Consider the following 20,477-nt stretch of genomic DNA (forward strand, 5'->3'; position numbering starts at 1 on the left):
GAGGACGAAAGACAATGGAAAATACAATACAGCAGGAAGCACCGGGAAAAAGAAGCGTGCAGCGTTTAACTGGCTTAAAGGAGTGGCAGCTGTGCTCTGTGCGGTAGCTATGTATTTTGCAGTGACTATAGGTATCCGTGGTTATGATATGTATAAGGATGCCATTGACCAGGTCAGCCTGGAAGATAAAATAAATGAGATCCGTTCCAAGAAAAGCTACACCTTGTTTTCTGACCTTCCGGAGACTTACATGGATGCAGTCCTCTCTGTGGAAGACCACCGATTTTATGGACATATTGGTATTGATCCCATTGCTATTACAAGAGCCATGGTCAATGATGTGAAAGCAGGATGTTTCGTAGAAGGCGGCAGCACGATCACACAGCAGTTGGCAAAAAATCTGTACTTCACCCAGGAAAAGAAGATGGAACGGAAGGCGGCAGAGGTATTTATGGCCTTTGCACTGGAACGGGCTTACACTAAAAATGAGATCTTAGAGCTTTATGTAAATACCATTTATTTTGGAAACGGATACTACTGTATTAAAGATGCCAGCGAAGGTTATTTCGGAAAAGAACCAGAAGACCTGACTGATTATGAAAGCACACTCCTTGCAGGCGTTCCTAATGCACCATCTAAATATGCCCCCACTGTAAACCTGGAGCTGGCCGAAAAACGCCAGGAGCAGGTGGTGGAACGGCTGGTAGCCTGCGGTCTGTTTACAAAAGAGCGGGCGCTGGAGACATTGGCGGGAAGTGAGAAAAAGGGATAAAAAGTTCCCCGTTTTGCCAGGGATCCATCTGGCAGAACGGGGAATTCTCATATATGAAAAGTGTATATAAAATCCCGGAGAAAATAAAGGGGTTATCGGACAAAAGAAAATAAGTGCGGGAGGGGAGCTATTTATAAATATACAGTGCTAAAAGCGAAATCCCTGGTAAAAAGAATCACGGCTTGTAAAAGAAGGCCATATCTGCTAGAATAAGTGAACGGTTAGTACATCGTTTCATAAACAATGTATTAGTAAAATTAGCGTTAGATACCCCTATATGGCGGAATCTAGCGCTTTCAGGCGTGTTTTGGAAAGGAAAATATTTTATGTATATCATAGCAGGACTGGGAAACCCTACAAGGGAATATGAGAAGACAAGACATAATGTGGGATTTGATACCATTGATGTGCTGGCGGACAGGTTAAACGCATCTGTGGATGAGAAGAAGTTTAAGGGACTTTATGGAAGGGGGATCATCGCAGGGGAAAAGGTGATCCTTTTAAAACCCCAGACTTTTATGAATTTAAGCGGTGAGAGCGTAAGAGAAGCGGCAGATTTCTATAAAGTGGATCCGGAGCGTATTATTGTTATATATGATGATATCAGTCTGGATGTAGGTCAGCTGCGCATCCGCAAGAAAGGCAGTGCAGGCGGCCATAATGGTATTAAAAATATCATTGCCCATCTGGGAACCCAGGAGTTTCCAAGGATCAAGGTGGGCGTAGGTGACAAGCCCCCCAGAATGGATCTGGCAGATTATGTACTCAGCCGTTTTTCTAAGGAAGACCGTGAGAAAATGGAACAGGCATTTAAAGATGCGGCAGATGCGGTAGAGGTTATGATCACAGAAGGGGCAGATGCGGCTATGAACCGGTTTAATGGCCATAAATAAAAAATCTTCTCGCACAATCAAGTAGAAAAAGATTCCGGGAGAATATAGAAGCAAAAGGGTTGGTCATCAGATACAGGATATAAGGGGAAAATATGGAAAATCCGTTATTGGAATTACAGGAATATGAAAATCTACAGGAAGCGTTAAAAAAGGCAAAAGGACCGGTCCAGGCAACGGGAACCCTTGATTCCCAGAAGGTACACCTGATGCACTGGTTGGGAAAAGACGGGGGTTTTTCCTGGAAACTGGTGGTGACTTATGATGACCAGAGAGCCAGGGAGATCTATGATGATTTTCGCAGTTTTACGGAAGACGTATGGCTTTATCCTGCAAAGGATCTGCTGTTTTACAGTGCGGATATCCATGGAAACCTGATGACCCGCCAGCGTATTGCCGTATGGCGGCACCTGATGGAAGAGGAAGAAGGCGTGGTCGTCACTACGCTGGACGGTCTTATGGATCATCTGCTGCCTTTAGTATTTTTAAAGCAGCAGGCAGTGACTGTGGAAAATGGTCAGGTCATGGATCTGGATGAGTGGAAGGAGCGGCTGACAGCACTGGGCTATGAGCGTACGGCCCAGGTAGACGGAATGGGCCAGTTTTCAATCCGCGGTGGCATTGTGGACATTTTCCCGCTGACAGAAGAAGTGCCGGTGCGTATTGAACTGTGGGATGATGAGGTAGACTCTATCCGCAGCTTTGACCCGGAAAGCCAGCGGTCTGTGGAACAGCTGGAAAAGATCACCATTTATCCGGCAGCAGAGACCATTTTAACGAAAAAGCAGTTGGAAGCCGGGATAGAGAGGCTGGAAAAGGAAGAAAAAGAATATGAAGCAGCCTTAAGGGCCAAACATCAGATCGAGGAAGCATCCCGCATCAGGGGGATCATCAAAGAACTGACAGAAGGGATTACACAAGGCTGGAAACGGGATGGACTTGATGCCTATATCCGGTATTTCTGCCCGGAAACAGTGTCATTTCTGGACTACTTTCCGGCGGGAGATACGCTGATCTGTCTGGATGAACCGGCGAGATTAAAGGATAAGGGCGAGACTGTAGAGCAGGAATTTCGTGAAAGCATGATCCACCGCCTGGAAAAGGGATATCTTCTTCCTGGCCAGACAGAGCTTCTCTATGCAGGGGCACAGGTTCTTGCAAAGCTTCAAAGCCCTTATACAGTGATGCTTACCGGTCTTGACCAGAAGCTTCCAGGCATGAAGGTAAAGGAAAAGTTCAGCTTTGATGTACGCAACGTAAACTCCTATCAGAACAGTTTTGACATGCTCATAAGCGATCTAACCCGATGGAAAAAAGAAGGCTACAGGGTGGTTTTACTGTCTGCGTCCAGGACAAGAGCCAGCCGGCTGGCCAGTGACCTGCGGGAATATGATCTGCGGGCTTATTGTCCGGATGGAACAGGGGAAGAACATAAGGCGGCTCCAGGTGAGATCTTAGTTACCTATGGAAATATCCACCGGGGTTTTGAGTATCCCCTGATCAAATATGTCATTATTACAGAAGGTGACATGTTTGGCACAGAAAAGAAGAAAAAACGACGGAAAAAGAGCAATTACCAGGGAAAAGCCATTCAGAGCTTTTCGGAACTGGCAGTAGGAGATTATGTAGTCCATGAGGAACATGGTCTTGGTATCTACAAGGGAATTGAAAAGGTAGAGCGGGACAAGGTCATTAAGGACTATATTAAGATCGAGTATGGAGACGGGGGAAATCTGTATCTTCCGGCCACCAGACTGGAAAGTATCCAGAAATACGCCGGTGCAGATGCCAAAAAGCCGAAACTGAATAAGTTAGGCGGAACTGAGTGGAATAAGACAAAGACCCGTGTAAAGGGGGCTGTTCAGGAAATTGCCAGGGATCTTGTAAAGCTTTATGCAGCCCGTCAGGCGCAAAATGGTTATCAGTACGGGGAAGATACGGTATGGCAGAAGGAATTTGAGGAACTGTTCCCTTATGAGGAGACGGATGACCAGTTAGATGCTATTGAAGCAGTGAAGAAGGATATGGAAAGCCGCAAGATCATGGACCGGCTGATTTGTGGTGATGTTGGCTATGGCAAGACAGAGATCGCTCTTCGGGCTGCTTTTAAGGCAGTCCAGGACAGCAGGCAGGTAGTGTATCTGGTGCCTACTACTATTCTGGCACAGCAGCATTACAATACCTTTGTCCAGAGAATGAAGGATTTTCCGGTGCGGATTGATATGTTAAGCCGTTTCTGCACCCCATCCCAGCAGAAAAAGACATTGGAAGACCTGCGAAAAGGCATGGTAGACATTGTGATCGGCACTCACAGAGTGCTTTCCAAAGACTTAAAGTTTAAAAACCTGGGGCTTCTGATCATTGATGAGGAACAGCGTTTTGGTGTGGCCCATAAAGAAAAAATCAAGCAGTTAAAGGAAAATGTAGATGTTATGACTCTGACCGCAACTCCTATTCCAAGAACATTGCACATGAGCCTTGCGGGGATCCGGGATATGAGCGTACTTGAGGAGCCGCCTGTAGACCGTACGCCTATCCAGACTTATGTAATGGAATATAATGAGGAAATGGTCCGGGAAGCCATTAACAGGGAGCTGGCACGAAAAGGCCAGGTGTATTATGTATATAACCGGGTAACAGATATTGATGAGGTAGCGGCAAGAATCCAGAAGCTGGTGCCGGATGCAGTAGTTACTTTTGCCCATGGACAGATGCATGAGCATCAGTTAGAGCGGATCATGACTGATTTTATTAATGGTGAGATCGATGTTTTAGTATCTACTACCATTATTGAAACCGGTCTTGATATTCCAAATGCCAACACCATGATCATCCACGATGCAGACCGTCTGGGACTTTCGCAGCTGTATCAGCTCCGTGGACGCGTAGGACGATCCAACCGCACTTCCTATGCATTTTTAATGTATAAGAGGGATAAGCTTTTAAAGGAAGAAGCGGAAAAACGCCTTCAGGCAATCCGGGAGTTTACGGAGCTTGGTTCCGGTATTAAGATTGCCATGCGTGATCTGGAGATCCGCGGTGCGGGAAATGTTCTTGGCGCAGAGCAGCATGGGCACATGGAAGCAGTGGGATACGATCTTTACTGCAAAATGTTAAACCAGGCGGTTCTGGCATTAAAAGGTGAGGAAACGGAAGAAGATTCCTATGCTACCAGCGTGGAATGTGACATTGATGCCTATATTCCTGTCACATATATTAAAAATGAGTATCAGAAACTGGATATTTATAAGAGAATCTCTGCCATTGAGACAAAAGATGAATACATGGATATGCAGGATGAACTGGTGGACCGTTTTGGGGATATTCCAAAGAGTGTGGAAAATCTTCTGGTCATTGCCAGAGTGCGTGCCCTGGCACATAAGTGTTATGTGACAGAGGTTCTGGTGAAGGAAAAAGAAGTGAAGCTGACTATGTATCAGAAGGCGAAGATCAATGTAGGAGGTATACCGGATCTGGTAAATTCCTACGGTGGTGCCTTAAAGCTGGTACCTGGAGAAGTGCCGGTGTTCCATTATGTGGAAAGAAAGCCAAAAGGCATTACTATCGAAGATATGCTGTTTAAAGCAGAGGAGATATTAAAGGGGTTAAGAAAGCTGCGGATGTAAGAGTCCGCAGCTTTTAGCTTCTAGTATAATCCACAATAATTATCCGCCCCTTTCACTTGCCTAAATTTCCATCTGCCGCGTCAGCTTCAATCGACGATGCTACCGGCATCGCCTCATTCAGCTTCCTTGCACATGAAAATTTATCCTGCGTGTAAGGGATCGGTAATTATCGTGAATTATACTAGTCATTGGCTGTCTGTATTTTCAGGCAGAGGATCAGTTACCGGCACCTGGATGGATTTCACCTTCACACCTTTAACTTTTCCCAGATCTCCTGCAAAGGAGCTGATCTCATTCTGGGTTCCATGAAGTACAACACTGACTACTGATACGCCGTATTCGCGGCAGGGAACTCCCAGTCTTGCGATGATCATGTGGGCACGCAGGTGGAGCTTTTCGTTCATAATGGAAACAGATTCCGGGTCACTTATAATACAGCTGATGACAGCTAAACGGTCTTCCATGGATGATAGTTCCTTTCTGAGGGGATCTTTTGGACTATGCTGTGTGACGGTCAGACTTAGAACCCAAGTGTATCATTTACCAGTATCACATGGATCCTGTCTTTGTGTCTGGAGTATCTTGTAATAAGGAACTGGCAGCAGATAGTGTCCGGGGATTTGCAGTCAAAGCATTTTCCGGTCTCTTTACATGGGGTTTTAATATCAAATCTCTGGGCATTGGCAGGTGCAGCAATATTTCTGGCACGTTTCATGGCACTGTCAAGGTCGCTGCAGATCTTGTTTATTCCCACAATGAAGATCACTTTTTTAGGACCCTGGGCAATACAGGAAACGCGGTTGGAGTTGCCATCAATATTTATTAAGATACCGTCATCTGTAAGGGCATTTGCACTGGAAAGAAAAACATCTGCATTGTAAGCAGCCATAAGTCCTTCTCTGGGCTCCATTTTATAGCGGTCGATATAATTGTAATTTCCTGCTTCAAGGGCGTTGATAAGTCCGATCTCATGGGCACTCATGCAGCCTCCCATGGCAATACTGCTTCCCTGTGGGATCAGCTCTAATGCCTGTTTTAAGGCAGCTTCTTTGCTTGGGGCATAGTAGCCGGACATGTTACGTGACTGAAGACCCTTGATCACAGTCTGTGCCAGACATTCATTTCTCTTTTTCACATTTTCGTCCATAGTGGGTTCCTCCTGTATTCTGAATAATTTTTTCAATAACCTTATTAATAACCTCATTTTAGCAGAAATTGCATAAAAATCCACTTATTTTTGTAAAGAGGATTCATCTTGCAGGATGAATGGCAGATGTTTATAATAAACGTAGAAGAAAAACAGATAATAACAGGTAAAGACGATATAAAAACAGAGCAGGGAAGGAAAAGGGATAAAACATGTCAGATACAGAATATGGAGCAGCGCTAAAGCTGGGCAAAAAACAGTACCAGGATTCAGTGGCAAAAGGAGAATATCCTTATCTTCCGGTGTTAGATGAAGCCTTATCTTATACGGAAATCGTATCACAGGTGTCATTGGGGACGATGGATATACCATTGTCGAAGCTGGTGGGAACTAAGACAGCGGAACGGTCTATTTCTTTTGCAAATAATTTTATGCCGCTTCTTACAGAACGTTCTGAGTTTGCTATTAAATGGCAGAACCTCTACAATTACCAGGTAGAAGACGGCATCAATGATCCTATAGTGGCATATGAGTTTATGAACCGTTTTTATGTCCAGGAGGGAAATAAAAGGGTCAGTGTCATGAAATATCTGGGGGCCTACAGCATTCCCGGAACAGTGATCCGTTTGATCCCGAAACGTACGGATGATTTGGAAAACAGGCTGTATTATGAATTTCTGGATTTTTATAAGGTTTCATCCAACTGTGATGTGTGGTTCAGCAAGGAAGGAAGATATAACGAACTTTTAAAGCTGATGGGATTGAAACCGGATCAGATATGGACGGAGGAAGAACGGATATATTTCCGCTCTGCTTATGGCCGTTTTGCAAAGGCTTTCCAGATGGCCCATGGAGACAGGCTGAAGCTTACAGAGGGAGATGCATTTTTAGTATATATTGAAGTTTACGGATATGATAATGTAAAGGGACAGACAGAACGGGAGATGTATCGTGCGCTGATGCGCATCTGGGAAGAGATCCAGCTGGCTAACAGGGGAAATAAGATTGAGCTGATCCAGGATCCTCAGGAAGTAGAAGAAGATAAAAAACCGGCTATTTTAAAATGGTTCCTTCCCCAGGAAGAGATCCCCAGTGGATTAAAAGTAGGCTTTATTTACGGAAGAACAGCGGAAACGTCCCGTTGGATCTACGGACATGAGCTTGGAAGAATGTATCTGGAGCAGGTATTTCCCGGAAAACTGACGACTATGGTAGTGGATCATGTGGAGACAGAAGACGATGTGGCAGCGGCCATCGAAAAGGAAGTAAAAGCAGGCTGCACCATTATTTTTACCATTACATCCAGAATGCTGAACCAGAGTGTACGTTCAGCGGCTTTTTATCCGGATATTAAATTTTATAACTGTTCTATTAATATGTCCTATTCTTCTGTGTGCAATTACTATGCAAGGATGTATGAAGCAAAATTCCTTATGGGAGCTATTGCAGCTGCACTTTCAAGAGAAGACAAGCTGGGATATATAGCAGAACAGCCTACATATGGAATGTTAGCGGATATCAATGCATTTGCATTGGGAGCCAGAATGGTCAATCCTTATGTAGAGGTTCATCTGGAATGGGCCAGAAGAAAGAAAGAGAAGCATACAGAGGACATTTTGCATGATAAAGGGATCAGATATATTTCCGGTCATGACATGATCAATCCGGATCACCCGTCCAGAGAGTATGGTCTTTATCTGAAAAAAGAAGACGGGACTATTAAAAACCTTGCTATGCCGGTATGGCACTGGGGGAAGTTTTATGAACAGATCATCCGTCTCGCTTTTAAGAGCACAGAAGAGATTGAGTCCATGAAAGGGAAAAAGGCGGTTAACTACTGGTGGGGAATGTCAGCAGATGTGATCGATGTAATATGTTCTGAAAATATCCCGAATGGCACCAGAAGACTGATCGAATTTTTGAAAAACTCCATCCGAGCAGGAAGCTTTCATCCATTTGATGGCCTGATCTATGCACAGGATGGAAGGGCTAAATGCACCCAGGGAAAAAGCTTAAAGGCTGAGGAGATCATCACCATGAACTGGCTTGCCCAGAATGTGGTTGGCTATATTCCAGAGATTGAAGAGATGAATGAGCGTGCACAGGAACTGATGCAGCTTCAGGGAATCAAGACGGCCGGACAGGCAGAGACGGAGAATGATAAATGAATATAATGATATTTGCAGATCAGGAATCAAAGCTTTTATATGAGTATTATGATCCGGAACGGATGAAGGATATTGATCTGATCATTTCCTGCGGTGATCTGCCTCCGGAATATCTTACATTTTTTGCTACATTGTGCCATGCCCCTCTTTTGTATGTAAAGGGCAATCATGACGGAAAATATGAGCAAAAACCGCCGGAAGGCTGTATCTGTATTGAAGATAATATTTATGTATACAAGGGTGTGCGTATTCTGGGGCTGGGAGGTTCCATGGAATATATACCAGGGGCATCAAACCAGTATACAGAATGGAGAATGAGGGCACGTATCCGGAAACTGTGGTGGAAATTGTGGTGGCATAAGGGATTTGATATACTTGTAACCCATGCGCCGGCCTATAAGCTGAATGATATGGAAGATCTCCCACACCGGGGATTTAAGGCTTTTCTGAAACTGATGGATAAATATCATCCAAAATACTTTCTTCATGGCCATGTACATGCTAATTATGGGAAAGGTTTTAAACGTAAAGACGTGTATGGCACTACCAGGGTGATCAATGGATATGAGTTTTATGTGATCGAGTATCCTGGGGAGCCGGTGGAATCTGCAGAGAAAAGAATATAGAATCATAAATAAAAACCGTCCAAAGCTTAAAAAGAACTTTGGGCGGTTTTACTGATCTGTTTAAGAAAGTAAAGAACGAACGGTTTCGCCTGGTACTATTTCTACTGGGGTGAGTATCTTTACAGGAAGACAATTGCCATTGTTTAACTGCCAGATCATATGCATGACAGTAGATTCGGAAATGGCTTCAATATGTGTTTCTACCGTGGAGATCCGCGGGCTGATAATGTTGTAATAGCCCAGATTATCATATCCGATGACACTTACATCGCCTGGTACGGTAAGACCAGTTTTACAGATGGCATTGATGGCTCCTGTTGCAAGGCGGTCATTAAATGCAAACAGGGCAGTAGGCATTTCGCCTTTATAAGTGCTGAAGAAATCAAAGCATACTTTTTCCGCTGCATCATAAAGCCAGGAGCCTGTTTCCAGGATCAGTTCCGGATGAATAGTAAGTCCTTCTTCCTGAAATGCTTGAAGGAAACCGGATAAACGTTCCTGGTTGCTGAGATAGCTGCGCACACCGGCTAAGATAGCAACATTTTTGTGTCCATTTGTGATGAGGTAGCGGCCTGCAAGGTAAGCACCCCTGCGGTTGTCGGATAAGATTGAGGGAAGTTTGTCAGAATAACTGTTGACTAAAACGCAGGGAATGTTCTGACTAACAGCGTACTCGATATGTTTTTGGGAAACGTTGCTTACAAAAACAATACCAGAAAGTCCAAGAGCAGCTGTCTTTTCAGCAATATTATCGGAAGAATCCAGCGTGGTGTAGATCAGGGAGCAGCCGTTTTTCTGGAAATCCCGTTCCAGTATATTAAACAGAGAAGAATAAAAGGGCTCTGTTATGATATTTTCTTTTGGAAGGAAAAACCCGATGTTTTTGTTGGTGGTGACTTTTGGGGGCTCTGCAGCAGCAGGAACACTGCTGAGGACAACTGTGCCTTTACCCGGGCACTTTTCAATCAGTCCTTCATCAGCCAGCATCTGCATAGCTTTTCGCAACGTGCTGCGGTTGACATCATATTTTTCGGAAAGGACCTGCTCTGTAGGGAGTAAGCTTCCTACTGCATAGACATCCTCAAGGATATCCTTTTTGATGTCATCATAAATCATAGAATAGCGAAATTTTTCTTTACTCATATTGTACCTAACTATATTGTTTGTTAATTGCGGGCTGTCCGCTATGGATCATGTATATATTTAATATTTTAACATGCCAGATCCATTCCTGCAATTCATGTTAAAAAAACGTCAATCCTTCATTGCCAGATCATAAGCTGCTTTCATCAGTTCTTCGTTTAATGGGCGTGGATTGCAGGTGATATGTCCGGTAGTTCTCTTGATTACATCAATAAGATAATCCATGCTTGGCTCTTCTTTCATATAACCCTTTAAGCAACGCGGAGCATCGATGGCTTTCTGCAGGGCAGTGATCTTATCTAAAAGTGCCTGAACATTTTCTTTATCAGAAGCATCTTCTTTATAAACGCCAAATGCTTTGGCAATGTCTACATATTTCTTTTCGGCATATTCCTGGTTTAACATAATGGAACCTGGCAGGAAAATGGAGCATGCATCACCGTGAGGAATGCCGTACTCGCCGCCTAAAGGCTGAGCCATGATATGAGCAATACCGATACCTGCAGTAATAGCAACTCCGCCAAAGTAGCTTGCCAACATCATTCCTGCTCTTGCTTCCAGGTTATCAGGATTACGGTATGCTTCTTCCAGATATTTATTTACCAGTTCAATAGCCTTTAAACCATACATTTCGGTAATTGGCGTTGCGTTTAAGGAAACATAAGATTCGATGGCATGGCTTAAAGCGTCCATTCCAGTAGCAGCAGTGATGCGTGGCGGAAGAGCCAGAGTCAGGCTTGGATCCAGAACAACTACGTCAGCGATCATAGTGTTATGATACAGGCTCTTCTTTAAATGATTGTTATTGTTGATAACAACGCTGGTCTTGGTAGCTTCTGCACCAGTTCCAGATGTAGTTGGGATAGCAATGAACAGAGGCGGTTCAACAGTAACAGCACGGCCCCTCATTTGATAATCCTCTGTCTCGCCGCCGTTGACAGCCAGCATACCGATTACTTTTGCAGCATCAACAACGCTTCCGCCGCCTAAAGCGATGGTACAGTCACAGCCTTCTGCTACATAAATATCGCGGCCATGATCGATAATCTGAAGAGTTGGTTCGCTTTTTACTTCATAAGGAACAACTGCCAGACCTGCATCTGTTAAAAGAGAAGAAATTTTCTTAAATGCATCAAAGTCAGCGCTGAAGGTTACGAAAAGTACCTTCTTTTTATTGTACCAGTTTAAGATACCTGGGATTTCTGCAACCTTATTTTCTCCGAAGATAAGGCGTCTGTTATAGACCATTTCAAAACCATTTGTGATTGCCATGATACGTCCTCCTTATAAATGTGTGTGTTTATTTATTGAGATGTCAGTAGAAATTTTACATTTGCTAGTATACATATGTTTGAATAAAAAGTCAACAAAATAATCAACAAATTATTAAAAACATTGTGAACATATAAAAACATATATATAAGAAACAAAACAGACAAAATGACCATAATTTTTCTTTTAAATGGGGAAAACCTGTGAAAAACAGAGGGGATTCCAGGCGAAAAAGCAGGTTGATTTGTAAGCAAGATGATAAAAAAGAGTTAAAAATATAAAAAAGTTGACATTAATATTGACAACATATGGAAAGATATGTATACTTAACGATGTAAATAAATGTTGACAATGTTGACAATATAAAATAAAAAGGAGTCAGGTTATGAGCGAATGTTTCTATTGTGAGGATGGAGAAAAGAGAAAGAGCTTGATGATCGAGATCTGTAAGTTAAATTATTCTACGATCTACTTAAACAGAAATCAGAAATATTTGGGAAGATGCGTTGTAAAGCTGAATGAACATAAGACAGAATATTTCCAGATGACCAAAGAACAGAGAGACGGATACTTTGAAGAACTGGCAGCTACAGCCAAAGCGATCTTTGAACTGTACCATCCAGATAAGATCAATTATGCAACATTTGGAGATCTGGTACCTCATGTACATGTACATGTTGTTCCTAAATATAAAGATGGTCCGGACTGGGGAAATCCATTTGATGATACACAGGGAAAGAAAGAGCTGACCGAAGCAGAATATCAGAAGATGGCAGATGAGTTAAGAGAAACTATATTAAAAGAATTAAATAAATAATGTATACAGGAGGATGGCAAAAATGAAAAAAATGTTAGCAGCTGCTCTGGCAGCATCTATGGTTATGGGACTTACCGCATGTGGCGGTTCACAGACAGCAGATACAAAGGCACCTGAAAGTGCAAAAGAGGCAGATAGTACAGTAGCAGGGGAAAGCACAGAAACAGCTGGAAGTGATGCGCAGAAAACAGGTTCTGAAATGACCTGGAAACTGGCTACAGATGCTGCAAAGGATTATCCAACCACAAAGGCTCTGGTCAAGTTTGCTGATGAAGTTTATGAGAAGAGCAACGGACGTATTGCCATTGACGTATATGAATCTTCTATCCTGGGTGATGAAGTTTCTTATATGGAACAGCTTCAGGCAGGAACCGTTGATGTAGCAAAATTATCCCTTGGTACATTAAGCGGATTATATGAAGATACCCAGGTATTTTTACTGCCATTTCTGTTTAAGAACAATACAGAGATGTGGAAAGTTTTGGAAGGTGAAGTTGGAACCACCGTTAAGAATGGTCTGAATGACTACAGCATCCAGGGAATCGGTTTCACAGATAATGGAAGCCGCTGCTTCTATACAACTACAGAAGTTGACAGTCTGGATGATTTCAAGGGACTTGCTATCCGTGTTCAGAACAACCAGCTGATGAACTCTATGGTAAGCTGCTTAGGCGGAAATCCTGTAAATGTATCTGCAAACGAAGTGTACAGCGCACTGCAGACTGGCGTATGCAAGGGCGGTGAGAACAATCCTAACATCATCCTTTCTGACAGCTTATATGAAGTTGCTCCATATGTACTGATGGACAATCACGTAACTACCATGGATGTTATCTGCATGAATCTGGATCTGTGGGATTCCCTCAGCGATGAAGACAAAGAGATCGTAAATGAGGCTATGGCAGATGCAACTGCATATGACAGAGAGATCTGGGATGATTCTGTAGCTGAATCCATTCAGACCTTAAAGGATAAAGGTGCAACCATCGTAGAGCCAGATGATGCAACATTAGATTCCTTCAGAGAAGCTATGGCTCCTGTTTATGAAGAGTATTCTGCAAAATACGGCGATCTGTTAGACGCTATCAATGAAGCTTTAGGAAAATAATAGGCTGTATCAAAGATTGGAAGAGGGTATAGGCGATGAAAGAAAAAATTGAAAATGCCATCGGATTTGTATATGCCATTGTAGAAGCGTTCTGTCGTCTTGTTCTGATATTTATGGTGTGTACAGTAACAGCGCAGGTCATTAGCCGTGCTCTTGGAAGTAACATCAAGTGGTGCGAGGAGGTCATGCTGATCCTCCTTGACATCATGATGTTCATGCTGCTTCCAGTGGGTATAAAAGATGACTTACATATCCGTATTGAAGTATTTGCAAAGTATTTCCCAAAGAAAGTAAAAGTATTTCTGATCCATTTCAGTAATTTAGTGCTGCTGATTGTGTCCCTTTGCATGATTCGTTATGGGGCATTCCTTATGGAAAAAACGAATTCCAAGTTTACGATTACAGGTTTTCCAAGAAAATATCTGTATATGATTACAGTTATCAGCGGGCTCTTATGTCTGATCATGGTCATTGCCAAATCTTTTGGTATGTTCCATACAAAATCTACAGATGATTTTCTGGATCCAAAACATGATAACTAAGATCAGCACACTTAAGTGATAGAAAAGAGGGATAAAAACTATGGATACAAATACAATAGCCATGATCATATTGTTTGCGACCTTCATGATCTTTATGGTTATGCGTGTACCTGTAACATTCAGTATGCTGGGTGCTTGTGTTCTTACGGCTCTTTATCTGGGACCGAAGTACGTATCATCTGTGTTCCTGCGTCTGGGTGACGGTGTACAGTCATTCTCCTTTTTAGCGATTCCGTTTTTTATTTTTGCCGGTGATATTATGGCAGAAGGCGGTATTTCAGACCGACTGGTAGAGGTGGCTAATGTTATGGTAGGCCGTTTCCGCGGTGGTCTTGCATATGTAAACGTTATCGCTTCAACCTTTTTCGGCGGTATTTCCGGTTCTCCTACAGCGGATGTATCTTCTTTAGGACCGATCGAGATCGGTATGATGACAAAAAGCGGTTACGACAAAGATTTCTCTGTTGCAACCACAGTAGCAACAGCTACACAGGCACTGATCATTCCTCCAAGTCATAACATGATTATCTATGGTATGGCTGCAGGCGGTCTTTCTACAGGAAAACTGTTCCTGGCAGGTATTGGACCTGGACTTATCGTATGTGCTGCAATGTGTATCCTGGTAGCACGTATTACCAAGAAGAGAGGTTATCCAAGAGGATCGAAATATACAGTCCGTGAGTCTTTAAAGATCGTCAGTGATGGTTTCCTGGGAGTTATGACCATTGTTATCATTCTTTTAGGTGTTTGTACGGGTATCTTTACAACAACAGAGAGTGCTGCCATCGCTTGTGTTTATGCGCTGATCATTACTGTATTTGTTTATAAGAGCATCAAGGTAAATGATATCTGGAGAATTGTAAAGAGATCATTAGGAACTCTGGCTATGATCTTAAGTATCATTGCTGCTGCAAATGCATTTTGCTATCTCATGAGCCTGATGCAGGTTCCGGCAAAGATTACACAGATGCTTTTGACTGTTTCTGATAATAAGTATGTAGTCCTGATCCTGATCAACATTCTGCTGTTAGTTTTGGGCTGCTTCATGGACGTTGCTCCACTGATCCTGATCGTAACTCCGATTCTTCTGCCTGTTATCAAGGCACTTGGAATGGATCCGGTCCAGTTTGGTATTGTGATCATGATGAACCTGGCTGTTGGATCTTTGACACCACCGGTTGGAACTACCTTGTTTGCCGGTTGTGCAGTTGGAGATATTTCAGTTGAAAGAGTTACGAAAGCGCTGCTTCCATTCTATATAGTAATGGTGGTTGCACTATTATTAGTTACCTACGTTCCGGCATTTTCCATGACACTTCCAAATCTGCTGATGCATTAGTAAAGGCATTAATAAAAAGAACCGTATATGTCTGAGTACGGTTCTTTGGCAGGAAGTGCAATATAGAATAAAAAAATATGAACTGCCAGGCTATTCCTTCTCTCAGCCTGGCAGTTCATATTTTTTATGTTTTGAAATTTTCCTGACCTTTCTAATTTCTTGAATTTTTCATGTTTTTCAAAAATCTCACAGCTTTGGCCAGCATTTTGGCAGTCTCGGATTCTCTACCCGTACCGGCTCTGGATAAGTCTCGCCGTAAAGCTCTAATTCTACTGTATCAATGATTTGCGGCTCTACCGGCTTGTTTACTTCTACTCCTGGAATCGGGAAATCTACGGGAACGGTCTTGACTGTCGCGATCCGGCGGATCTCATCCATGCCGGAAAGGACTTTTCCGAATACGGGATAAGTGCCTTTGTGGTCCGGGCAGTCCCGGAGAGGAAAGAAAAATTCACAGCTTGCCAGTCCTGCTTCTCCATATCCGCCCATGCAGACACAGCCTGGATGGGAATCAAGAGGTGTAATTTCTGGATGAAGAGTAAATTCATTGGGAATCAGGTATTGCAGTTCCTTGTGGCCGAAGGCTGTATAGCTTACATCTACCCAGTTTCCTGGAACAATCCGCTCAATGGCGTGATGGTCTAAGTATCCGTGGGAAGCAGCATAGATAAAGCTGTTTACCGTATTTGGCGCTGCCTCAGGCAGCAGTTCTATTACGATGTCAGCTCCATTTGCCATATGGAGTGTGGCTTTTGGGTTTGTCATGGTGTGTCCTCCTAAAGTGAAAGATTCCGAGAGTACATAAACAAGGTATGCTCTAACTCTAGCTTGATTTTACTTGAAATAGGGCGGAAAATCAATATTTATGGATGAGCCTGTGATTGTAAGTTTTATTTGGGTGTAGTATACTTGGCAGTGGCATTTTATAAATTTATCGGCAGAAACTGAAAATGGAGGATGGATAATGGAAACAAAGGAAAATAAGAAAACCTGGAGCATATCTGGTGTGATCATGGTGTTATTTGTGATCACACAGTATATGCTGCGGACAAAAATGTTTATCTATTCCGATGATGTGGTAGCTCAGGAACGCATGCTGACCATGAATCATCAGGAATACATTAAATATATGTTTACATCGGTAAATGGAAAATGGTTTACAGATCCGTTAGGTGCATTTATGGGACAGTGGCCGTTTGAGATGTGGATGGCAGTGGATGTGGTATTATATACCATTGGAGTCTGGCTAGCTGCCTATGTTGTTTCAGCAGCAAGTAAAACATGGGGGGGGGCAGCAATAAAACCCTGAAAACAGAAGCGCCTTATCTGGGCTGTCTGCTGGTTATGTGCTTTCCGGTAAGCTATCTGCTGTCAGCTGGTTTTATTCTTACTAATACCAACTATGTTTATACCTGCATCGGAAGTCTCATGTGTCTGGCTGCAGTAGTGTATTTTACAGAAAATGCAGGCAGAAAGTCTTGGGTAAAGATCATTGCTGCTTTGGGTGGCATTTTGGGTGTGCTGTATGCCAGCAACCAGGAGCAGTCAGCCTGCGTTTTAGGCGGTATGTTATGCGGTTATCTTTTCTGGTATTTTATGACACATGATAAGAAAGTAAATATTCCGGCAGCATTATTTTTAGCAGAAGATGTGGCTGGACTGATTGTTTTAATGACGGCACCTGGTCATCGGATCAGAAGTGGTTCTGTTGGTGGTACGTTTTCTGTTCCGGGATATGAAAAATGGACAGCAGCAAATAAGATAACAGAAGGTATTACAGCAACTGCCGCAAATATTTATTTTCAGCCGGTACAGGTATTTATGATACTGTGTGTCTTATTGTTTATCGCAGCAATCGTGATGCAGGGAAAAAAGTTAAAAGCACTGATCCCGGCGACAGCACTGGTACTTTTTCAGATTTTTGAAATGTGTACGGATTATGAATTTTTTATCATGTATCATGACTTTTCATGGGGGCTTCCGGATACAGATGGAAGTATGGTATCTTTTGCAGTTTTGATCGTGATCACATTATTGGTGGTAGCTGCGGTCTGGAATATATTTGATGATAAATGGGAAGCAGCCGGTATCCTGTGGACATTATTTATCGGGGCCATGTCACGTATTATGATGGGATTTTCAGCAACATTGTTTGGCTCCAGTTTCAGGACCTTTATGTATCAGCTGGTATTGATCGGTTGTGTAGACCTTTACATTTTGATCCGGATACTGGGACGGATCGGTAATAAGGCTGTAAAAACAGGTATTCTTGCAGCATTGACAGTAATTGCATGTATTTCTTATTATAATAATTATCAGTGGCTGATCAGTTATTATCAATGGCTTATGACTAGAAGATAGATGTAGAGAGTACATATTTTATAAAAGAATATTGGGATTTAATCAACTAAGGTCCGAAAGATTTCCGAAGGGTCCGAAAGCCGCCGGTGTACATGACAGATGCGCATTTGAATGAAAATCCTTTGTTCGTGGGCTTGCGCCGCCTATTGTCAGAACTGCGAACCAAACTCGCACGCGTTGCGTGCTCAAACAGTGGTTCTCCGTTCTGACGCTATGCGCGCCCGCTCACGGATTTTCAACAAATGCTTATTCTGTCATGTACACCGGCGGCTTTCTACGTTATTGGCAATAAAAAATGTAGGAGCAAACCAATAAACAGTTTTCATGTAGGAGGGGGATTGTACTTAAGTACGGCATTTTTTATGTGACATATCCAATACAGTAGAAAGGGCTCCTCCATGTATAATAAGCATTCGGTAGGCAATTTTGTTCATTTTGTGAGCATAGCTGGCAGGTTGGAGGCACTGTTTGAGCGAACGTAGTGAGCGAGTTTGCCGGAGACCTGACTAATCGGCGGCGGAGCAAAATGGACAAAATTGCCGTGAATGCGTTTATACATGGAGGAGCCCTTTCGGACCCTATTGAACTAAATCCTAAATTTTATCCGATGATCTGCAGTTCCTTGGGATAATGGTTTAATACTTCTACACCATTTTCTGTTACCAGCACCAGATCTTCTACGCGGACGCCGGTATCACCGGTTAAGTAGATGCCTGGTTCGATGGAGAAGATCATTCCTGGTTTTGCCTGCCAGGTGTTTGCAGAGGAAACATCACCGAATTCATGCTCGGAAAGGCCGATAAAATGTCCAAGGCGGTGATTGAAGTTTGGTCCCCATCCTTCGGCCGAGATCAGGTCTCTGGCAGCAGCATCAAGCTGGCATAAGGGTACGCCCGGGCGGATCTTTGAGATAGCAGTCTCGTTAGCTACTTTGGCGGTCTCATATACTTTTCTGTGGGCATCGCTTACAGTTTTGAAATAGAAGGTACGGGTCATGTCAGAGCAGTAGCCGTCTTTTATGCAGCCTACGTCAAAAAGAACGCAGTCTCCAGGCTTTACAACAGTATCGTCGGGAGAATGGTGTGGGTCAGCAGCATTTGCGCCAAAGGCAACTAATGGTTCAAAGGAATAGCCATCTGCGCCCAGATCCAGGTAGATCTGAAGCATCTGGTCAGCTACTTCTTTTTCAGATATGCCTTCATGGATCAGATCCTTGAATTTAGCCATGGCTTTGTCGTTAATAGCAGAGGAGATACGCATTTTTTCCTGTTCTTCGGTATCTTTTACACCTCTGGTGATATCAACAGCCAGAGAGCCGTTTACGAAGCCGGCAGCAGCTTTCATTTCCATAAGAGGCAGAAGGAAGCGTGCTTTTAAGTCCTTGTCTACGCCGAGAACAGCATTTTTATCCAGATGGGCGGCAACGATCTCCGGTACCGGATCTGTGTCGGAATACCATACTTTTTCAACACCTACATCACCGGGGACATTGAAAAGGTGGTTTAAGAAATAGTAATGATGTCCGTCAGCCTTTAACAGAAGTGCATAAAAACGCTCAATAGGAGCCATGGAAATCCCTGTAAGGTAGCAGATAGACATTGGATCGGTAATGAGCATCTGATCTACGCCCTGTTCTTTTAAGGCAGCCAGAATGCGGTTTGCTCTTGCTTCATTCATGATAAATATTCTCCTTTATAACTTTTATAAATTCATGGCGCCGGGGCTGAAAACCAGCCTTCCGGCGCCATAATACTGTACTATGATAGTGTTGTCAGGCAACCTTGCTTTTTGCGTATCTGCATGCAAGACAGATGAGAAAGTTTGCCATTAAAATTGTGTTCTCAGTTTCGGATCTAACAGGTCTCTTAAACCATCGCCAATGAAATTGGCACCTACCGCCATGGTGAAAATGGCAAGTCCCGGAAAACCGGCAACCCAGAATTTATTGAAGTAATCTACGCCGTCAGAAACCATCATTCCCCATTCCGGTGTTGGCGGGGCGGAACCAAGTCCCAAGAAGCTTAAAGTAGAGAACATCAGTATCTTGTTTCCGATATCTGTGGTAGCCATGATCAATACGGAGCTGACGCTGTTTGGGATGATCTCTTTTAAAAGGATACGCATGCGGGAAGCACCAAGGGCCTCCGCTGCATTCACGTATTCATTTTCCTTTACGCTTAGAACAACGCTTCGCATCAGGCGTGCGTAAGTAGGCCATGAAACAATGACAAGGGCAAACATGGTGTTGAACAGGTTGGAGCCCATAACTGCGTTGATGATCATTGCCAGGATCAAGGATGGGAAAGACAGGATCATTTCGGAAAAACGCATCATCACATTATCCAGCCAGCCGCCTGCGTAACCGGCCAGTGCGCCGTAAAAGGTGCCGATAATGCCTGCAATGATAACGGAGAGACACCCTGCAAGAAGAGAATAACGTCCGCCGTAGATCACACGGCTGAAAATGTCACGTCCAAAGTTATCTGTGCCGAACCAGTGGATGGCAGAAGGTGCCTTTAAACGCATGGACAGATCCTGTGTGATTGGGTCGTAAGGAGCAATAGCAGGTGCTAAAACAGCTGCTAAGATCCATCCAAGACAGATCAAAATACCCAGTGTAAACAGGTAATTGGATTTTAATAATTTTTTCAGGGAATGGATCATGG

At 43.3% G+C, this 20,477-nt stretch carries 18 protein-coding genes; 11 read left to right on the top strand and 7 right to left on the bottom strand.

Annotated features, from left to right (window positions below):
• The first annotated feature begins 109 nt into the window (after positions 1-109).
• The 3 genes from OGM16_06415 (at position 110) to mfd (ending at position 5,288) form a co-directional block, all read left to right on the top strand.
• Complete coding sequence (locus OGM16_06415) at positions 110-772, top strand: transglycosylase domain-containing protein (GenBank protein ID UYJ48405.1); 663 nt, start codon at positions 110-112, stop codon at positions 770-772.
• Positions 773-1,098: 326 nt separating this feature from the next.
• The gene (gene pth, locus OGM16_06420; GenBank protein ID UYJ47874.1) at positions 1,099-1,665 is read left to right on the top strand and encodes an aminoacyl-tRNA hydrolase; all 567 of its coding nucleotides are present in this window, start codon (positions 1,099-1,101) and stop codon (positions 1,663-1,665) included.
• A gap of 92 nt (positions 1,666-1,757) precedes the next feature.
• Positions 1,758-5,288 carry a transcription-repair coupling factor gene (mfd, locus tag OGM16_06425; GenBank protein ID UYJ47875.1) on the top strand — a complete coding sequence of 1,177 codons (3,531 nt, stop codon included), beginning with the start codon at positions 1,758-1,760 and terminating at the stop codon, positions 5,286-5,288.
• Between the two features lie 185 nt (positions 5,289-5,473).
• Here the strand turns inward: mfd and OGM16_06430 are convergent, their stop codons facing one another.
• Together OGM16_06430 and OGM16_06435 are read right to left on the bottom strand one after the other, a co-directional pair.
• The gene (locus OGM16_06430; protein UYJ47876.1) at positions 5,474-5,752 is read right to left on the bottom strand and encodes an iron-only hydrogenase system regulator; all 279 of its coding nucleotides are present in this window, start codon (positions 5,750-5,752) and stop codon (positions 5,474-5,476) included.
• 56 nt (positions 5,753-5,808) lie between these two features.
• Positions 5,809-6,435, bottom strand: a complete 627-nt coding sequence (locus OGM16_06435) for a lactate utilization protein (protein ID UYJ47877.1) — start codon at positions 6,433-6,435, stop codon at positions 5,809-5,811.
• Between the two features lie 212 nt (positions 6,436-6,647).
• On the opposite strand from OGM16_06435, the gene OGM16_06440 reads away from it, so the two are divergent.
• Together OGM16_06440 and OGM16_06445 are read left to right on the top strand one after the other, a co-directional pair.
• Positions 6,648-8,603, top strand: a complete 1,956-nt coding sequence (locus OGM16_06440) for a BMP family ABC transporter substrate-binding protein (protein ID UYJ47878.1) — start codon at positions 6,648-6,650, stop codon at positions 8,601-8,603.
• The gene (locus OGM16_06445) at positions 8,600-9,229 is read left to right on the top strand and encodes a metallophosphoesterase (protein UYJ47879.1); all 630 of its coding nucleotides are present in this window, start codon (positions 8,600-8,602) and stop codon (positions 9,227-9,229) included. The genes OGM16_06440 and OGM16_06445 overlap by 4 nt, the downstream gene beginning before the upstream one ends.
• A 60-nt stretch (positions 9,230-9,289) precedes the next feature.
• Here the strand turns inward: OGM16_06445 and OGM16_06450 are convergent, their stop codons facing one another.
• Positions 9,290-10,372 carry a GntR family transcriptional regulator gene (locus tag OGM16_06450; GenBank protein ID UYJ47880.1) on the bottom strand — a complete coding sequence of 361 codons (1,083 nt, stop codon included), beginning with the start codon at positions 10,370-10,372 and terminating at the stop codon, positions 9,290-9,292.
• A 111-nt stretch (positions 10,373-10,483) separates the two neighbouring features.
• Positions 10,484-11,644 carry an iron-containing alcohol dehydrogenase gene (locus OGM16_06455; protein ID UYJ47881.1) on the bottom strand — a complete coding sequence of 387 codons (1,161 nt, stop codon included), beginning with the start codon at positions 11,642-11,644 and terminating at the stop codon, positions 10,484-10,486.
• A gap of 385 nt (positions 11,645-12,029) precedes the next feature.
• Here OGM16_06455 and OGM16_06460 point away from each other — a divergent pair, with 385 nt between their 5' ends.
• From OGM16_06460 to OGM16_06475, 4 genes are read left to right on the top strand one after another with little or no spacing between them, the layout of a single operon-like run.
• Positions 12,030-12,461 carry an HIT domain-containing protein gene (locus OGM16_06460; protein ID UYJ47882.1) on the top strand — a complete coding sequence of 144 codons (432 nt, stop codon included), beginning with the start codon at positions 12,030-12,032 and terminating at the stop codon, positions 12,459-12,461.
• Between the two features lie 22 nt (positions 12,462-12,483).
• Positions 12,484-13,569: a TRAP transporter substrate-binding protein gene (locus tag OGM16_06465; protein ID UYJ47883.1), complete on the top strand. Its 1,086-nt coding sequence runs from the start codon at positions 12,484-12,486 to the stop codon at positions 13,567-13,569.
• A gap of 35 nt (positions 13,570-13,604) precedes the next feature.
• The gene (locus tag OGM16_06470) at positions 13,605-14,111 is read left to right on the top strand and encodes a TRAP transporter small permease subunit (GenBank protein ID UYJ47884.1); all 507 of its coding nucleotides are present in this window, start codon (positions 13,605-13,607) and stop codon (positions 14,109-14,111) included.
• A 40-nt stretch (positions 14,112-14,151) separates the two neighbouring features.
• A complete protein-coding gene (locus OGM16_06475; protein UYJ47885.1) occupies positions 14,152-15,450 on the top strand; it encodes a TRAP transporter large permease in 1,299 nt (432 codons plus the stop codon).
• Positions 15,451-15,636: 186 nt separating this feature from the next.
• Here the strand turns inward: OGM16_06475 and OGM16_06480 are convergent, their stop codons facing one another.
• Positions 15,637-16,215: a peptidylprolyl isomerase gene (locus OGM16_06480; protein ID UYJ47886.1), complete on the bottom strand. Its 579-nt coding sequence runs from the start codon at positions 16,213-16,215 to the stop codon at positions 15,637-15,639.
• Positions 16,216-16,414: 199 nt separating this feature from the next.
• Between OGM16_06480 and OGM16_06485 the strand changes: the two genes are divergently transcribed.
• Both OGM16_06485 and OGM16_06490 read left to right on the top strand, forming a co-directional pair.
• Complete coding sequence (locus tag OGM16_06485; protein ID UYJ47887.1) at positions 16,415-16,759, top strand: hypothetical protein; 345 nt, start codon at positions 16,415-16,417, stop codon at positions 16,757-16,759.
• Positions 16,732-17,811, top strand: a complete 1,080-nt coding sequence (locus OGM16_06490; GenBank protein UYJ47888.1) for a hypothetical protein — start codon at positions 16,732-16,734, stop codon at positions 17,809-17,811. The genes OGM16_06485 and OGM16_06490 overlap by 28 nt, the downstream gene beginning before the upstream one ends.
• 600 nt (positions 17,812-18,411) lie before the next feature.
• On the opposite strand, the gene OGM16_06495 is transcribed toward OGM16_06490, so the two are convergent.
• Both OGM16_06495 and OGM16_06500 read right to left on the bottom strand, forming a co-directional pair.
• A complete protein-coding gene (locus tag OGM16_06495; protein UYJ47889.1) occupies positions 18,412-19,488 on the bottom strand; it encodes a Xaa-Pro peptidase family protein in 1,077 nt (358 codons plus the stop codon).
• A 150-nt stretch (positions 19,489-19,638) separates the two neighbouring features.
• Positions 19,639-20,475 (bottom strand): ABC transporter permease, encoded by an 837-nt coding sequence (locus tag OGM16_06500; protein UYJ47890.1) that lies wholly within the window; start codon positions 20,473-20,475, stop codon positions 19,639-19,641.
• Positions 20,476-20,477 lie beyond the last annotated feature (2 nt).

This window comes from Lachnospiraceae bacterium (assembly GCA_025758065.1).
Classification (GTDB): Bacteria; Bacillota; Clostridia; order Lachnospirales; family Lachnospiraceae; genus Enterocloster.

Excerpts from the sequence above, each read along its gene's own strand:
- OGM16_06435 (UYJ47877.1), bottom strand. The coding sequence starts at position 6,435 with ATGGACGAAAATGTGAAAAAGAGAAATGAATGTCTGGCACAGACTGTG.
- OGM16_06445 (UYJ47879.1), top strand. The coding sequence starts at position 8,600 with ATGAATATAATGATATTTGCAGATCAGGAATCAAAGCTTTTATATGAG.
- OGM16_06455 (UYJ47881.1), bottom strand. The coding sequence starts at position 11,644 with ATGGCAATCACAAATGGTTTTGAAATGGTCTATAACAGACGCCTTATC.
- OGM16_06460 (UYJ47882.1), top strand. The coding sequence starts at position 12,030 with ATGAGCGAATGTTTCTATTGTGAGGATGGAGAAAAGAGAAAGAGCTTG.
- OGM16_06465 (UYJ47883.1), top strand. The coding sequence starts at position 12,484 with ATGAAAAAAATGTTAGCAGCTGCTCTGGCAGCATCTATGGTTATGGGA.
- OGM16_06450 (UYJ47880.1), bottom strand. The coding sequence starts at position 10,372 with ATGAGTAAAGAAAAATTTCGCTATTCTATGATTTATGATGACATCAAA.
- OGM16_06415 (UYJ48405.1), top strand. The coding sequence starts at position 110 with ATGTATTTTGCAGTGACTATAGGTATCCGTGGTTATGATATGTATAAG.
- OGM16_06480 (UYJ47886.1), bottom strand. The coding sequence starts at position 16,215 with ATGACAAACCCAAAAGCCACACTCCATATGGCAAATGGAGCTGACATC.
- OGM16_06490 (UYJ47888.1), top strand. The coding sequence starts at position 16,732 with ATGGGGGGGGGCAGCAATAAAACCCTGAAAACAGAAGCGCCTTATCTG.
- OGM16_06500 (UYJ47890.1), bottom strand. The coding sequence starts at position 20,475 with ATGATCCATTCCCTGAAAAAATTATTAAAATCCAATTACCTGTTTACA.
- OGM16_06475 (UYJ47885.1), top strand. The coding sequence starts at position 14,152 with ATGGATACAAATACAATAGCCATGATCATATTGTTTGCGACCTTCATG.
- OGM16_06485 (UYJ47887.1), top strand. The coding sequence starts at position 16,415 with ATGGAAACAAAGGAAAATAAGAAAACCTGGAGCATATCTGGTGTGATC.
- OGM16_06440 (UYJ47878.1), top strand. The coding sequence starts at position 6,648 with ATGTCAGATACAGAATATGGAGCAGCGCTAAAGCTGGGCAAAAAACAG.
- pth (UYJ47874.1), top strand. The coding sequence starts at position 1,099 with ATGTATATCATAGCAGGACTGGGAAACCCTACAAGGGAATATGAGAAG.
- mfd (UYJ47875.1), top strand. The coding sequence starts at position 1,758 with ATGGAAAATCCGTTATTGGAATTACAGGAATATGAAAATCTACAGGAA.
- OGM16_06430 (UYJ47876.1), bottom strand. The coding sequence starts at position 5,752 with ATGGAAGACCGTTTAGCTGTCATCAGCTGTATTATAAGTGACCCGGAA.
- OGM16_06495 (UYJ47889.1), bottom strand. The coding sequence starts at position 19,488 with ATGAATGAAGCAAGAGCAAACCGCATTCTGGCTGCCTTAAAAGAACAG.
- OGM16_06470 (UYJ47884.1), top strand. The coding sequence starts at position 13,605 with ATGAAAGAAAAAATTGAAAATGCCATCGGATTTGTATATGCCATTGTA.